The following is a 14,152-nucleotide window of genomic DNA, read 5'->3' as shown; positions in this document are numbered from 1 at the left end:
GGATCAGAGCTCGGCGACCCAGCGTCGCTCGGACACCGCTCGGGTGGCGCCCTCGGCCGTGGTCCCGGTGGCCAGGTCGCGGTGAGCCCCGTCGGGGCCCAGACCCGCCGAGGACAGGAACTGCGCGCGCGCGTCGTCGTCGTCGAGCACCCAGGTCTGGAGGTGCTGCGCGCCTTGGTCGCGACCGAGGTCGACGCACGCGGTCAGCAGGCGCGACCCGTGCCCGCCGCGCTGGTGGTCGGGGTCGACCTCGAGCGCCAGGATCTCCACCCCGTCCTCGACCGGTGCAGACGCCGCGAACCCGATGACCCGGGCGCCGTCGCAGGCGACCAGGACGTGGTGGGCCGGGGAGGGGGGTGCGGTGATCGCGCGGGACCACTGGTCGCGCACCGCGGTGACGTCGATCTGCTCGAGGACCTCGGGCCCCAGGAGCGCGGCGTGGCTCGACCGCCACGCCCGCAGCTGCACGCGGGCGATCGCCGCCTCGTCATCGGGCTGGGCAGGTCGGACCGAGACGTCAGCCTGCTCGCGGAAGAGTGCCATCCGGGCAGGCTAGCAACTGCGGCTCAGGTGACCGCACGCAGGGTCGCGGCCACCGCTGCCGCGAGCACCACGACCGCGACGAACGGGGCCCGCAGCGCCAGGGCCACCGCGGCGACGGCCAGGGCGACGACCCGTGCGTCCACCACGACCGTCGACCCGAGGGTGAACGTCTGGACGGCCACGAGCGCCGCGAGCAGTGACACGGTGACCAGCCCGGCGGTGCGGGCCACTCGCGGCTCGGCGAGCCAGTGCTCGGGCAGGTGGTGACCCACGAGCTTGAGGGCGAAGCACACGGCGGACGCGGCGATCACCGCGACCCAGGTCAGGGCGTAGGCGCTCACGGCGACTCCCCACCCTGCCGGTCGGGGTGCGCGGCCTCGTCCGGGGCGCGACCGGGGGTGCGCCATCCGGCGACGACCGCGACGACGGCGGCGGCCAGCACCGGGATCCCGGCCGGGACCAGGGGGGTGAGCAGCAGCGCCACGACGACCGCCGCGGCAGCCACCGTCTGCGTGGTGCGTCCCGCGAGCCGAGGCCAGAGCAGTCCCAGGAACGCGGCCGCCGCGGCGGCGTCCAGGCCCCAGCGGGTGGGGTCACCCAGGGCGTCGCCGACCAGCGCCCCGACCACGGTGAAGACGTTCCAGAGCGCGTAGACACCCCACCCGGTCCACCAGAAGCCGACCCGGACCAGCGTCGGCTCGCTCTGCGCCGTGCCGACCGCGGTCGACTCGTCGATCGTCAGCTGGGCAGCCCACCACCGGCGGGGTCCGCGGACACCCAGCCGGGGTGCCATCGCCGCGCCGTACAGGCCGTTGCGCGCTCCGAGCAGTCCCGCCGTGGCGATCGCAGCGCCCGGGGCGCCGCCGGCCCCCAGCACCCCGATGAACGCGAACTGCGACCCACCGGTGAACATGAGCAGGCTCAGCGCCATGGTCTGCCACAGGTCCAGGCCCGCCGCGACCGCGAGCGCCCCGAAGGAGATGCCGTACACGCCGGTCGCGGCGGACACCGACAGTGCCTGCCGCAGGGTCGCGCGCCGTCGAGCCGCGGCCGGGGGGCGGTGCTGCTGGTCGATCTGTGCCGTCACAGCGCGACGTAGGTGCTCTCGAGGTACTCCTCGATGCCCGCCTCGCCACCCTCACGGCCCAGGCCGGAGGCCTTGACGCCGCCGAACGGTGCACTGGCGTCGGAGATCATGCCGCGGTTGAGGCCCAGCATCCCGGACTCGATCCGCTCGGCGACGCGGAAGGCTCGTCCCACGTCGCGGGTGTAGGCGTAGGCGACGAGGCCGAACTCGGTGCTGTTGGCCAGGTCCATGCCCTCGTCCTCGGTGTCGAAGGTCACCACCGGCGCGACCGGCCCGAAGAGCTCCTCGCGGACCGCGCGCGCGTCGGGGGAGACCCCGGTCAGCACCGTCGGGGAGTAGAAGTGCCCCCGGCGGGCCGGCCGCCCTCCACCGGTGGTCACCGTGGCGCCGTCGTCCACCGCCTGCGCCACGACCTCCTCGACACGGTCGACCGCACCGGCCTCGATGAGGGGACCGACGGTCGTCCCGGGTGCCGAGCCGGGGCCGGTCACCAGCTTCTCGAAGGCGGCGGTCAGCCCGGCGCTGAACTCCTCGACGACCGACCGGTGGACCAGGAAGCGGTTGGCCGCGACGCAGGTCTGCCCGGCGTTGCGCATCTTGGCGACCACGGCTCCCTGCACCGCCGCGGGGATGTCGGCGTCCTCGAAGACCAGGAAGGGGGCGTTGCCGCCGAGCTCCATCGAGGTCCGGAGGATCCCCTGCGCTGCGCCGGCCAGCAGCACGCGCCCGACCTCGGTCGAGCCGGTGAAGGACAGCTTGCGCAGCCGGGGGTCGGCGAGCAGAGGACCGACCAGGTCCCCGGACGACGAGGTCGGCACGACGTTGATCACACCAGGGGGCAGTCCTCGCTCGGCCAGCTCGGCGCGCACCACCTCGGCGAAGTACGCCGTGGTGAGTGGGGTGAGCCCGGCCGGCTTGATCACCACGGTGCATCCGGCGGCCAGGGCCGGGGCGATCTTGCGCGTGGCCATCGCGAGCGGGAAGTTCCAGGGCGTGATCAGCAGCGCGGGACCGACACCACGCCGCAGGACCAGCTGCCGGTTGGCGCCGCTCGGGGCTGTCCTGGTCATCCCGTTGATGCGGACCGCCTGCTCGGAGTACCACCGCACGTACTCAGCCCCGTAGGCGACCTCGGCCCGCGACTCGGCCAGTGGCTTGCCCCCCTCGGCGGTGATCAGGGCGGCGAAGTCCTCGGTGCGGGTGGTGACGGTCTCGAAGACCGCGCGCAGCAGCTCGGCCCGGTCACGCGGGGCCACCGCCCGCCAGGCCGGGAGCGCCTCGTGGGCCGCGGTCAGGGCTGCGAGCCCGTCCTGCGGGGTGGCGTCGGCCACGTCGAAGAGGTCGGTGCCGGTGGCGGGGTCGTGCACCGGGAAGGTCGCACCGCTCGACGACGGCCGCCACTCGCCGCCGATCAGCAGGCCGGTGGGCAGGTGCGCGGCGACGGTCGCCGGGACGGGGAAGGCGGGTGCGGATGCCATGACGGAAGTATGAACCCGGCGCCTACGATGTCGCCATGACGACGGTGCCCACGCCCTACGAGGATCTCCTCCGCCTGGTGCTCGCGGAGGGCACCCCCAAGGCCGATCGCACCGGCACCGGGACGCGGAGCGTCTTCGGCCACCAGATGCGGTTCGACCTCGCGACCGGCTTCCCGCTGGTGACGACCAAGAAGGTCCACCTGCGTTCGATCGTCTACGAGCTGCTGTGGTTCCTGCGTGGCGAGCCCGACGTCCGGTGGCTCCAGGAGCGCGGTGTCAGCATCTGGGACGAGTGGGCCGGGCCGGACGGTGACCTGGGCCCGGTGTACGGGGTGCAGTGGCGGTCGTGGCCGGCCCCGGACGGCACGACGGTCGACCAGCTCGCGCAGGTGCTGCAGACGCTGCGCAGCGACCCGGACTCGCGGCGCATGATCGTCTCGGCCTGGAACGTCACGGACATCCCGCGCATGGCCCTGGCTCCCTGCCACGCCTTCTTCCAGTTCTACGTGGCCGACGGTCGGGTGTCCTGCCAGGTCTACCAGCGCTCGGCCGACCTCTTCCTCGGGGTGCCGTTCAACATCGCGAGCTATGCGCTGCTGACCCACATGGTGGCCCAGCAGACCGACCTCGAGGTGGGCGACCTCATCTGGACCGGCGGGGACTGCCACATCTACGACAACCACGTGGAGCAGGTCCGGGAGCAGCTGACCAGGGCCCCGTACGCGCCACCCACCCTCGAGCTGCGCCGTGCGGCGTCGATCGACGAGTACACCTTCGAGGACGTCGCGGTCGTCGGGTACCAGCATCACCCGGCGATCAAGGCCCCGGTGGCGGTGTGAGCTGCCGGTGAGTCTCGCGATGGTCTGGGGGCAGTCCTCCGACGGCTTCATCGGCCGCGACGGCGGGCTTCCCTGGCACCTGCCTGAGGATCTCGCCCACTTCCGCCGGCTGACCACGGGCCACCCCGTGATCATGGGCCGCGCGACGTGGGACTCGCTGCCAGCCCGCTTCCGCCCCCTCCCGGGACGTGAGAACGTGGTGCTCAGCCGCCGGCCGGGGCTCACGCTCGAGGGTGCGACCGTGGTCGGCAGCGTCCAGGACGCCCTCGCCCACGTCGCGGGACGCGAGTCCTGGGTGATCGGCGGTGCGCAGGTCTACGAGGCCTTCCTGCCCTACGCCGATCGGCTCGAGGTCACCGAGGTCGACGTCCTGGTCGGGGGCGACACCTCGGCACCGCTCCTGCCGGCCGGGTGGACGTGCACCGCGCGGTCCGACGAGTGGCTCGTCTCGACCAGCGGGCTGCGCTACCGCTTCACGACCTGGCGGCGCTGACCGGGTGCCTCGGGCGGGACCCGGGGCGGTAGTTTGTCGCCCATGGTCGTGACATCCTCTGCCCGCCCGTTCGGCGCGGTGCTGACCGCCATGGTGACGCCGATGGCGCCGGACGGGTCGGTCGACCTCGAGGCGGGTGCGGCCCTGGCCGCCCACCTCGTCGACCACGGCCACGACGGCATCGTGCTCAACGGCACCACGGGCGAGGCGCCCACCACGCACGCCCCGGAGAAGGCCGACCTGATCCGGGCCGTGGTGGCGGCCGTCGGCGACCGTGCGGTGGTGGTCGCGGGGGCCGGGTCGAACGACACCGCGCACGCGGTGCGGATGGCCGAGCAGGCTGCCGACGCCGGCGCGCACGGCCTGCTCGTGGTCTCCCCGTACTACTCGCGGCCCTCGCAGGAGGGGGTCTACCTCCACACGGCAGCGGTCGTCGGGGCGACGGACCTGCCCGTGATGCTCTACGACGTCCCGGGCCGGACGGTCGTCCGCTACTCCGACGACACCCTCGACCGTCTGGCGGCCCTCGAGCAGGTCGTGGCGGTCAAGGACGCCACCGGGGACGTCTTCGCCGCGCTCAAGGTCATGCAGCGCACCGGCCTGGCGTACTACTCGGGGGACGACCCCCTCACGCTGGCGTTCCTCGCGCACGGTGCCGCGGGGGTGGTCAGCATGGCGGGGCACCTGGTCGGTGACGCGCTCGCCAGCGTCGTGCGCGCGATGGACGCCGGCGACGTCGTCGCGGCGCGCGCCGCCTTCGTGGGAGCTCTGCCGGCGATCGACGTGATCTGCGGCAGCGGGAACGGCGCCCTGCGCTCCAAGGTGGCGTTGGCCCTGCTCGGGCTGATCCCGGGCGCCACCATGCGACTGCCCCAGGCACCGCCGAGCCCTGACGAGGTCGAGGAGGTCAGGGCGGCCCTGGTCACGGCCGGTCTGCTCGACGTCCCGGAGGTCTGATGTCGCACCCCCACCCCGAGCTCTCCCTTCCCCCCGCCCTGGCACCTGGCGCGCTGCGGGTCGTCGCGCTGGGTGGTCTGGGGGAGATCGGGCGCAACATGTCGGTGCTCGAGATCGACGGCCGGCTGCTGGTGATCGACTGCGGGGTCCTCTTCCCCGAGGACCACCAGCCGGGTGTCGACCTGATCCTGCCGGACTTCGACCACATCGCCGACCGTCTCGACGACATCGAGGCCGTGGTCCTGACCCATGGGCACGAGGACCACATCGGCGCGGTGCCCTACCTGCTGCGGCTGCGTCCGGATCTCCCGCTCGTCGGCTCGCAGCTCACCCTGGCCTTCGTGGAGGCCAAGCTCAAGGAGCACCGGATCACGCCCTTCACGCTCGTGGTCGCCGAGGGGCGGACCGAGACCTTCGGGCCGTTCGAGTGCGAGTTCGTCGCGGTCAACCACTCGATCCCCGATGCGCTCGCCGTCGCAGTCCGCACGCGTGCAGGGACCGTGCTGCACACCGGCGACTTCAAGATGGACCAGCTGCCGCTCGACGGTCGGATCACCGACCTGCGGGCCTTCGCGCGGCTCGGCGAGCAGGGTGTCGACCTCTTCATGGTGGACTCGACCAACGCCGAGGTGCCGGGCTTCACCACCCACGAGCGCGAGATCGGGCCGGTGCTCGACGGCATCTTCGCGCGTGCCGAGCAACGCGTCATCGTCGCGTCCTTCGCCTCGCACGTGCACCGCGTGCAGCAGGTCCTGGACGCGGCGCACGCGCACGGGCGCCGCGTCGCGCTGGTGGGCAGGTCGATGGTGCGCAACATGACCATCGCGGCCGACCTGGGCTACCTGACGGTGCCCGACGGCGTCCTGGTGGACGCCAAGGCGGCCGATGACCTGCCCGCGCGTGAGGTGGTCCTCATGTGCACCGGGTCGCAGGGCGAGCCGATGGCCGCGCTGTCGCGGATGGCCAACCGCGACCACCGGGTCGAGGTCGGCCACGGCGACACCGTGATCCTGGCCTCCTCGCTGATCCCGGGGAACGAGAACGCCGTGTTCCGGGTGATCAACGGCCTGATGCGTCTGGGGGCCACGGTGGTCCACCAGGGCAACGCCCGGGTGCACGTCTCGGGCCATGCGAGCGCGGGGGAGCTGCTCTACTGCTACAACATCCTGCGACCGCGCAACGTCATGCCGGTCCACGGCGAGGTGCGCCACCTGGTCGCCAACGCGGCGATCGCCGTGCGGTCGGGTGTGCCGGCCGACCGGGTGGTCGTCGCCGAGGACGGTGTGGTCGTCGACCTGGTCGACGGGCGGGCCCGGGTCGTGGGTGCGGTGCCGTGCGGTTACGTGTACGTCGACGGGTCGACCGTCGGCACGATCACCGACGCCGAGCTCAAGGACCGGCGGATCCTGGGCGAGGAGGGCTTCATCTCGATCTTCGCGGTGGTCGACTCTGCGACCGGCAAGGTCCTTGCCGGTCCGCAGATCCACGCGCGGGGCTTCGCTGAGGGTGACGAGGTCTTCGAGGCGATCCAGCCCGAGGTCGCCCGCGCGCTCGAGGAGATGGCCATGGGCGGCGCCGCGGACGCGCACCAGATGCAGCAGCTGATGCGACGGATCGTGGGCCGCTGGGTCTCGGGTCGTCTGAAGCGTCGACCGATGATCATCCCGGTGGTCGTCGAGGCCTGAGTCCGTCACCGCGGGGCGCTACCAGGAGGGCCTGGCCGACGGTGCGCAGCACCCGCTCGTACCGGTCGGCGCGTTGCTCGGCGGTACCGGGTAGCAGCCCGGCGAGCTCGAGGGTCACCATCCCGTGCACCTGGCCCCACAGGGCTGCGGCGATCTCGACCCCCGCGCGGTCGGTCCCGTCGCCGGTCGGAGCCCCCTGCGCCCGCAGCACGCGGACGACGGCGTCGCGCAGCACGTGGAAGGTCGGACGTGCGGTGGCGTGCGGGCCTCGGGGGTCCTGCCCGCCGGTCCCCGGCACGTCGAACATGATCCGGTAGAAGTGCGGATCGGTCAGGGCGCTGCGCCGGTAGGCCAGGCCCAGGGAGAGCAGGTCCGACGCCGGGTCGTCGGTGCGGGTGGCTGTCCCGAGGTGCGTCCCGAACCGACGGAAGGCCTCGTCGGCCACGGCGGCCACGAGCTCCTCACGCCCGCCGTGCAGGGCGTAGACCGCCGAGGCAGAGGTCCCGGCTCGCCGTGCCACGTCCCGGACGGTCAGCGCACCGGGCCCGGCGGCGGCGATCACCTCCGAGGCGACCTCGACCAGACGGTCGCGCAGGGCCTGGTCGTGCAGACGGGGGCGGGGCACGCAGCCATGGTAGGGGTTGACCGCACGAATGCGAACAGTGTTCTATAACAGTGTTCGGAAATCTCGGAGCCCGAGGCGGAGGAGGAGGCATCGTGCTCGAGCTGACCGAGGCTGCACGGGTCACCGCGGGCATCGTCCTGCTGACGGTCGTGGCGATCGAGGCGGGCGGGGCCTTCATGGTCCGTGTCGTCACAGGTGCCGTACCGACGACCGACCTGCAGCGACGCTTCTTCCGGGCCGGCCATGCCCACGCCGGGGTCCTGGTGATCCTGGGGCTGCTCTGCCTGCTGCTGGGCGAGGCCACCGACCTGACCGGCTTCTGGCGGTGGATCGCGCAGACCGGTGTGCTCGTGGCGGCGATCCTCATGCCTGCCGGGTTCTTCCTGTCGGTGCTCGGCGTCGGGCGTGCACGACCCAGTCGATGGGTCGTGCTGCTCCCCGCCGGTGGCGTGTTCCTGACCGCAGGGGTCCTCACCCTGGGCGTCGGGCTGCTCAGGGTGTGAGCTGCCCCCCGGCCCACCGTCGCGGTGCAGCCTCCCCGGTCTGGGCTGCTGCGCCAGGTACCGTGTCGAGCATGGCGACCCGCACCTCAGAGCCCCGGAGCGCCTCCGGACGCAGCACCTCGAACAGATCCTCGGCCGCCCGGGCGTCGGCCCCCCGAGGTGGCGGTTCGTCGCGTCCGGCCGGTCGTGGGGCCAAGGCCGAGCCCCCGCCCCGGCCGCGATCGCTCCCGGTGCGGATGGTGCGAGGGGCATGGATGGGCTCGGCGCACCTCGTGGGTGGTACGGCACGGCGGCTGGGACGCAGTGCCCGGGATCTCGACCCGGCCCACCGACGCGACGGCATCGCCTTCACGCTCGTGGGTCTCGCGGTGATCATCGCCGCACGCGAGTGGTGGGGCCTGTCGGGCGCCGCCGGCGACGGGATCCATGCCGTGGTGGCCGGCACCTTCGGCGTGGTCGGCGTCGTCGTACCGTTGCTGCTGCTCGGTGTCGCGGTACGACTCATGCGCCACCCCGACCGGGCTCAGGCCAACTCACGCATGGGGATCGGTCTGACCGCCGTCCTGCTCGCGGTCTGCGGGCTGGTGCACCTCCCGGCCGGGCTCCCCTCGCCGAGCGAGGACCTCGAGGCGGTGCGTGCCGCCGGCGGGGTGATCGGCTACCTGGTCGCGACCCCGCTCGAGCACCTCCTGACCGTGTGGGTCACCGTCCCGCTCCTGGTGATGCTGGCCTTCTTCGGGGTCCTGGTGATCACCGCGACACCCGTGCATCAGATCGGGACCCGGCTGCGCAGCGGGTACCACCGGCTCACCGGCGGGCGGGACGATGCGCCGCCGGCCGACGACGAGAGTCTCGCCGACCTGCCGACCCTGGCCCAGCAGCAGGAGGAAGAGGGGTCGGCGGCGCGCCGTGGGCTCAAGCGCCTGCGCAAGCCTCGGGCGACGCAGGTCCCCGAGGTGGACACCGAGGGCTTCGCGGGCGACGAGGCCTTCGAGCGAGCGGCGCTGACCGAGCCGGCCCACCCCCCGGTGACGGACGCCGGCGCGACCGAGGTCCTTCCTGCGGCGCAGGTCGGTGTCCCGGACCCGGCCGACGAGGTCGTGACCTCGGTGCTCCCCGGCGCGCCGGGCACCGACCTGGTGGCGCCGCCCACGCGTGGGGTCCCGCGCGGCGAGCAGCCGATGCTCGACGGCGACGTCGTCTACATCCTTCCCTCGGAGCAGGTGCTCGCGAAGGGCGCGCCGCACAAGGTCCGTTCGGCGGCCAACGACCGGGTGGTCGAGGCCCTGACCACGGTGCTCGACAGCTTCGACGTCGACGCCCAGGTCACCGGGTTCAGCCGGGGCCCGACGGTCACCCGGTACGAGGTCGAGCTGGGCGCGGGGACCAAGGTCGAGCGGGTCACGGCCCTGAGCCGCAACATCTCCTACGCCGTGGCGAGCGCCGACGTGCGCATCCTCTCGCCGATCCCCGGCAAGTCGGCGATCGGCATCGAGATCCCCAACACCGACCGCGAGACGGTCTCGCTGGGCGACGTGCTGCGCTCGTCGGCCGCGCGCCGCAGCGAGCACCCGATGGTGATCGGGGTCGGCAAGGACGTCGAAGGTGGTTACGTCGTCGCCAACCTGGCGAAGATGCCCCACCTGCTCGTGGCCGGCGCGACCGGCGCAGGCAAGTCGAGCTTCGTGAACTCGATGATCACCTCGATCCTGATGCGCTCGACCCCCGACGAGGTCCGGATGGTCCTGGTCGACCCCAAGCGCGTCGAGCTCACCCTGTACGAGGGCATCCCGCACCTCATCACGCCGATCATCACCAACCCCAAGAAGGCCGCCGAGGCCCTCGAGTGGGTCGTGCGTGAGATGGAGTCGCGCTACGACGACCTCGCGATGTTCGGGTACAAGCACATCGACGACTTCAACGCCGGCGTCCGCTCGGGCAAGGTCAAGCCGCTGCCCGGCAGCGAGCGGAAGATCTCCCCGTACCCCTACCTCCTGGTCATCGTCGACGAGCTCGCCGACCTCATGATGGTCGCCCCGCGGGACGTCGAGGCCTCGATCCAGCGCATCACCCAGCTCGCACGGGCAGCGGGGATCCACCTGGTGCTGGCCACCCAGCGGCCAAGCGTCGACGTGGTGACCGGGCTGATCAAGGCGAACGTGCCCTCACGGCTCGCCTTCGCGACCTCGTCGCTCACCGACTCCCGGGTCGTCCTGGACCAGCCGGGGGCGGAGAAGCTCATCGGTCAGGGCGATGCGCTCTTCCTGCCGATGGGCGCTGCCAAGCCGATGCGCGTGCAGGGCGCGTGGGTCACCGAGAGCGAGATCCACGCCGTCGTCGAGCACGTCAAGTCGCAGTCCGCACCGAGCTATCGGGAGGACGTGACCGTCACGGCGACCAAGAAGCAGGTCGACGAGGACATCGGCGACGACCTCGACCTGCTGCTCCAGGCGGCCGAGCTCGTGGTGACCACCCAGTTCGGCTCGACCTCGATGCTGCAGCGCAAGCTGCGGGTCGGCTTCGCCAAGGCCGGGCGGCTCATGGACCTGCTCGAGTCGCGGGAGATCGTGGGACCGTCGGAGGGCTCCAAGGCCCGGGAGGTCATGGTCCAGCCCGACGACCTGCCCGGCACGCTGGCGATGCTCCGCGGCGAGCCCGACCCGGGTGCGCAGTCCGCCTTCGACCAGGACTCGGGGGACGACGACGCCGACCCCGACGGGGAGTGGGACACCGCCCGCTGACGGTGAGGTCACCGATCCACGGCGGCGTCCGTGACGGTCCGTGCGACCGGAGCCCGGGTCGCTGGCCCTGTGGCCGTCAGCCTGCGGCGTCGCCCGTCGGGCGGCGCTCGACCACCGGACCAGGCCCGCTCGGCTGCGCAGGCTCGACCCGCTCACGGGCCACCGTGCCCACGACCTCGACCACCCGCGCCTGGCGGGCCTCGACCTCGGCAGCGGTCAGCGAGCCCACGCCTTGTCCGCTGCGCAGGGCCGGTGGGAGCGGCTCGACGCGGTGCCCGTTGCGCCGGTCGACGGTCACCGCCGTCCACGCGACGTCGGTGACTGCGACGGGACCGTCGACGGGCTTGCGGAACGACGCGCTCAGCAGGAGCCCCGAGTCGGTCCGGGCGCTGCAGCACTCGGCGTCCTGGTTGGAGATGAAGTTGCCCAACCCGTACGCCGCCCACATCCCCTCGCCGAGAGGACCTCCGGGCAGCCGGTCGATCTGCTGGGGCACGTGCGCGTGGTGACCGATCATGAGGTCCACCACTCCCGAGTCCGCCAGGACCGTCGCGATGCGGACCTGCTCCTCGGTGGCCTCGGAGACGTACTCGACGCAGCAGTGGACGCTGGCGACCACCACGTCGGCCCCGGCGTCGCGAGCCGCCTGTGCCTGCGCCACGAGCCGGTCGGTGTCGATGAGGTCGACGGTCCACGGGGCGTCGGCCGGTACCGGCATCCCGTTCGTCCCGTAGGTCGCCGCGATCTGGGCGATCCTCAGCGTCTGGCCGCTGCGCTCCAGCACGTACACCTGGGGGGCGGCACCCTCGACGGCGGTGCGAGCAGTGCCCACGTGGCCGAGCCCTGCGGCGTCGAGCGCGTCCAGCGTCGCCGCCACGCCGGCGACGCCCCGGTCGACGCTGTGGTTCGAGGCCGTCGAGCAGCCGTCCCAGCCGCTCGCGGCGAGCGAGGCGGCGATCTGGGGAGGCGCGCCGAAGATCGGGTAGCCGCTCGGCGTGGTGCCCTCGGGGGCGACCGGGACCTCGAGGTGGCACAGCGCGAGGTCGGCACCGGCGACCCATGGTGCCACCGGGTCGAAGAGCGGTCCGAAGTCGTACCCGCCGTCCGCGGTCCGGGCCGAGCGCAGCACAGGCTGGTGCAGCAGCACGTCACCCGCGGCGACCAGCGTGAACTCGGCGTCGGGAGGTCGGGTGGGGGTCGGTGTGGGCGAGGGGCTCGCCGTGGGACGGACCTCCTCGGCCGACGGGGTGTCGCTCGGCACGGCGTCCGTCGCGAGGCTCGACGGGATGAGGCCCGACAGGGCCGCTGCACCCCCGGCGACCGTGGCCACGACCAGTGCGCCCACGACCAGCAGCCGGCCGACGGGGCGGCGGGTCGCATGCCGGGCGTGGCGCGTCACACCGCGGAGACTATCGCGCGGCGCCCGCCCTGGTCTGAGCCCTCAGCCCCGGGCCTCGGACCCGAGCGCTGAGCGTGTCGGCACGCCGAGCCCGTGGACGGGCCGGTCCGGCCCACCTGGCGCCGTAGGGTGGTGACGTGGGTTCAGCAGCGACGTCCGTGTGGAACATCGCCAACGGTGTCACCGTGGGGCGCATCGCCCTGGTCCCGGTCGTGCTGGCGATGCTCCTGGTGGACGGCGGTCAGGACCCGGCCCGGCGGTGGGCCGCCGCAGCGGTCTTCGCCCTGGCAGCGGGTACCGACCGGCTCGACGGCTATCTCGCGCGCCGGCTCGACCAGGTGACCGACTGGGGGAAGCTGGTGGATCCCATCGCCGACAAGCTGCTGATCGGCGGCACGTTGGTCGCGTTGTCCTTCCTGGGCGACCTCCCCTGGTGGGTGACCGTGGTGATCCTCGTCCGTGAGCTCGGGATCACCGCGATGCGTTTCGCCGTCCTGCGCTACGTCGTGATCCCGGCATCCCGGGGCGGGAAGATCAAGACGGTGCTCCAGTCGGTGGGCATCGGGTTCTTCGTGCTCCCGCTCGCCGAGCTGCCGGCCTTCGTGCTCGTGCTGGCCTGGGTCGTCCTGGGGGCTGCGGTGGTGATGACCGTGGTGACGGGCGTGGACTACCTGCGGCGAGGGTGGTCCCTGCGTCGGGCAGCGGCGTGAATCCGGGGGCCCGGCGCGCAGACGCCACCGAGCTCCTCTCGCTGCTGGTGGCCGCGGGACGGACGATCGCCGTGGCCGAGTCGCTGACGGGTGGCGACCTCACGGCGTCGCTGGTCCAGGTCCCCGGTGCCTCGCGCGCGCTGCGAGGTGGTGTGGTGGCCTACGCGACGGACCTCAAGGAGGTGCTCCTGGACGTCCCGCACGCACTGCTGGAGGAGCACGGCGCGGTGCACCCCGAGGTCGCCGTGGCGATGGCCCAGGGGGTCCGTGCGCGACTGGGTGCCGACTACGGGTTGGCGACCACCGGGGTCGCAGGGCCCGACCCGCAGGGGGCGCACCGGCCGGGCACGGTCTACGTGGCGGTCGCGGACGACCTGTCCGAGGAGGTCGTCTCGCTGGCACCCGGAGCGGGTGCCTCACCCTCGACCAGGGACGAGATCCGCGCCGCCGCCTGCCGAGAGGCCCTTGCCCTGGCCCTGAGCCGGGTCCGGGCCAGGGACGGGGGAGGGAACCGGGGAACAGGCGCGACGCCCGGTGCGTTGGACCAGACGTGACGATGAACAGGGCAGCTCCGCGGAACGCCCGTGAACCACTTCGACCGACGGGGTACGGTAGGTCACCCGCCGGGTCCCGACCAGGTGCAGGTGCCGGCTCACCCCGTCACACCGCACCCGGGAACCGCGCAGAACCGACGAGGCAGGAAGGAGGTCGTCCCATGGTCGTCCTGAGGCACGAGATCGGCGACGTCCTCCGTGGCGCGCGCCAGCGCCAGGGCCGCACCCTGCGCGAGGTGTCCTCCGCCGCACGGGTGTCGCTGGGATACCTCAGCGAGGTCGAGCGCGGCCAGAAGGAAGCCTCCTCCGAGCTCCTGGGCTCGATCTGCGAGGCGCTCGACGTGCCGCTGTCCGTGGTGCTGCGTGAGGTCAGCGACCGGGTCGCCGTCGCCGAGGGTCCGCTGATCCCCGACACGGTCCCCGCGGACCTTGCGGCCTCACTTGGCGGTCCTCGCCCGGGTGCCGCGTGGAGAGGTTCACGAGGCGAGCTCGCGCGCATCGGCTGATCGCGCACCGGCTGATCCTGCGGAGCTCTCGC

The 14,152-nt window shown here is 72.9% G+C and carries 15 protein-coding genes; 9 read left to right on the top strand and 6 right to left on the bottom strand.

The genetic code is table 11. From position 1 onward, the window contains the following. Positions 1-3: 3 nt before the first annotated feature. From M1R94_RS04130 to M1R94_RS04115, 4 genes are read right to left on the bottom strand one after another with little or no spacing between them, the layout of a single operon-like run. Positions 4-543 carry a GNAT family N-acetyltransferase gene (locus M1R94_RS04130; protein WP_249380399.1) on the bottom strand — a complete coding sequence of 180 codons (540 nt, stop codon included), beginning with the start codon at positions 541-543 and terminating at the stop codon, positions 4-6. 23 nt (positions 544-566) lie between these two features. Continuing rightward, entirely contained in the window at positions 567-884 is a 318-nt protein-coding gene (locus M1R94_RS04125; RefSeq protein WP_249380398.1) for an AzlD domain-containing protein, read from the bottom strand. Beyond that, positions 881-1,630 (bottom strand): AzlC family ABC transporter permease, encoded by a 750-nt coding sequence (locus M1R94_RS04120; RefSeq protein WP_249380397.1) that lies wholly within the window; start codon positions 1,628-1,630, stop codon positions 881-883. Before M1R94_RS04120 ends, M1R94_RS04125 begins: the two co-directional genes overlap by 4 nt. Next, the gene (locus M1R94_RS04115) at positions 1,627-3,108 is read right to left on the bottom strand and encodes an NAD-dependent succinate-semialdehyde dehydrogenase (protein ID WP_249380396.1); all 1,482 of its coding nucleotides are present in this window, start codon (positions 3,106-3,108) and stop codon (positions 1,627-1,629) included. Before M1R94_RS04115 ends, M1R94_RS04120 begins: the two co-directional genes overlap by 4 nt. Before the next feature lie 35 nt (positions 3,109-3,143). Between M1R94_RS04115 and M1R94_RS04110 the strand changes: the two genes are divergently transcribed. From M1R94_RS04110 to M1R94_RS04095, 4 genes are read left to right on the top strand one after another with little or no spacing between them, the layout of a single operon-like run. Then, positions 3,144-3,947: a thymidylate synthase gene (locus tag M1R94_RS04110; RefSeq protein ID WP_249380395.1), complete on the top strand. Its 804-nt coding sequence runs from the start codon at positions 3,144-3,146 to the stop codon at positions 3,945-3,947. Positions 3,948-3,954: 7 nt separating this feature from the next. Next, on the top strand, positions 3,955-4,440 hold the full coding sequence (locus M1R94_RS04105) for a dihydrofolate reductase (protein ID WP_308199871.1): 486 nt from the start codon (positions 3,955-3,957) through the stop codon (positions 4,438-4,440). Between the two features lie 42 nt (positions 4,441-4,482). Beyond that, a complete protein-coding gene (gene dapA, locus M1R94_RS04100) occupies positions 4,483-5,397 on the top strand; it encodes a 4-hydroxy-tetrahydrodipicolinate synthase (protein ID WP_249380394.1) in 915 nt (304 codons plus the stop codon). After that, on the top strand, positions 5,397-7,082 hold the full coding sequence (locus tag M1R94_RS04095) for a ribonuclease J (RefSeq protein WP_249380393.1): 1,686 nt from the start codon (positions 5,397-5,399) through the stop codon (positions 7,080-7,082). The genes dapA and M1R94_RS04095 overlap by 1 nt, the downstream gene beginning before the upstream one ends. Here M1R94_RS04095 and M1R94_RS04090 read toward each other — a convergent pair. Then, a complete protein-coding gene (locus tag M1R94_RS04090; protein WP_249380392.1) occupies positions 7,057-7,707 on the bottom strand; it encodes a TetR/AcrR family transcriptional regulator in 651 nt (216 codons plus the stop codon). The genes M1R94_RS04095 and M1R94_RS04090 overlap by 26 nt on opposite strands. A 92-nt stretch (positions 7,708-7,799) precedes the next feature. Here M1R94_RS04090 and M1R94_RS04085 point away from each other — a divergent pair, with 92 nt between their 5' ends. Together M1R94_RS04085 and M1R94_RS04080 are read left to right on the top strand one after the other, a co-directional pair. Continuing rightward, the gene (locus M1R94_RS04085) at positions 7,800-8,210 is read left to right on the top strand and encodes a hypothetical protein (RefSeq protein WP_249380391.1); all 411 of its coding nucleotides are present in this window, start codon (positions 7,800-7,802) and stop codon (positions 8,208-8,210) included. Positions 8,211-8,281: 71 nt separating this feature from the next. Further along, positions 8,282-10,951: an FtsK/SpoIIIE family DNA translocase gene (locus M1R94_RS04080; protein WP_249380390.1), complete on the top strand. Its 2,670-nt coding sequence runs from the start codon at positions 8,282-8,284 to the stop codon at positions 10,949-10,951. 76 nt (positions 10,952-11,027) lie between these two features. Here M1R94_RS04080 and M1R94_RS04075 read toward each other — a convergent pair whose 3' ends face one another. After that, on the bottom strand, positions 11,028-12,350 hold the full coding sequence (locus tag M1R94_RS04075) for a CapA family protein (RefSeq protein ID WP_249380389.1): 1,323 nt from the start codon (positions 12,348-12,350) through the stop codon (positions 11,028-11,030). 137 nt (positions 12,351-12,487) lie between these two features. On the opposite strand from M1R94_RS04075, the gene pgsA reads away from it, so the two are divergent. The 3 genes from pgsA to M1R94_RS04060 all read left to right on the top strand — a co-directional run bounded on the left by pgsA (position 12,488) and on the right by M1R94_RS04060 (position 14,120). After that, positions 12,488-13,060: a CDP-diacylglycerol--glycerol-3-phosphate 3-phosphatidyltransferase gene (gene pgsA / locus M1R94_RS04070; RefSeq protein ID WP_249380388.1), complete on the top strand. Its 573-nt coding sequence runs from the start codon at positions 12,488-12,490 to the stop codon at positions 13,058-13,060. Continuing rightward, the gene (locus tag M1R94_RS04065) at positions 13,057-13,614 is read left to right on the top strand and encodes a CinA family protein (RefSeq protein ID WP_249380387.1); all 558 of its coding nucleotides are present in this window, start codon (positions 13,057-13,059) and stop codon (positions 13,612-13,614) included. The genes pgsA and M1R94_RS04065 overlap by 4 nt, the downstream gene beginning before the upstream one ends. Positions 13,615-13,775: 161 nt before the next feature. Continuing rightward, positions 13,776-14,120, top strand: a complete 345-nt coding sequence (locus M1R94_RS04060; protein WP_249380386.1) for a helix-turn-helix domain-containing protein — start codon at positions 13,776-13,778, stop codon at positions 14,118-14,120. The last annotated feature ends 32 nt before the right edge of the window (positions 14,121-14,152 follow it).

The organism is Actinotalea alkalitolerans (genome assembly GCF_023369855.1).
Taxonomy (GTDB): domain Bacteria; phylum Actinomycetota; class Actinomycetes; order Actinomycetales; family Cellulomonadaceae; genus Actinotalea.
Note: the sequence above shows the minus strand (reverse complement) of the source record. Positions and strands in the feature narration are given on the sequence as shown.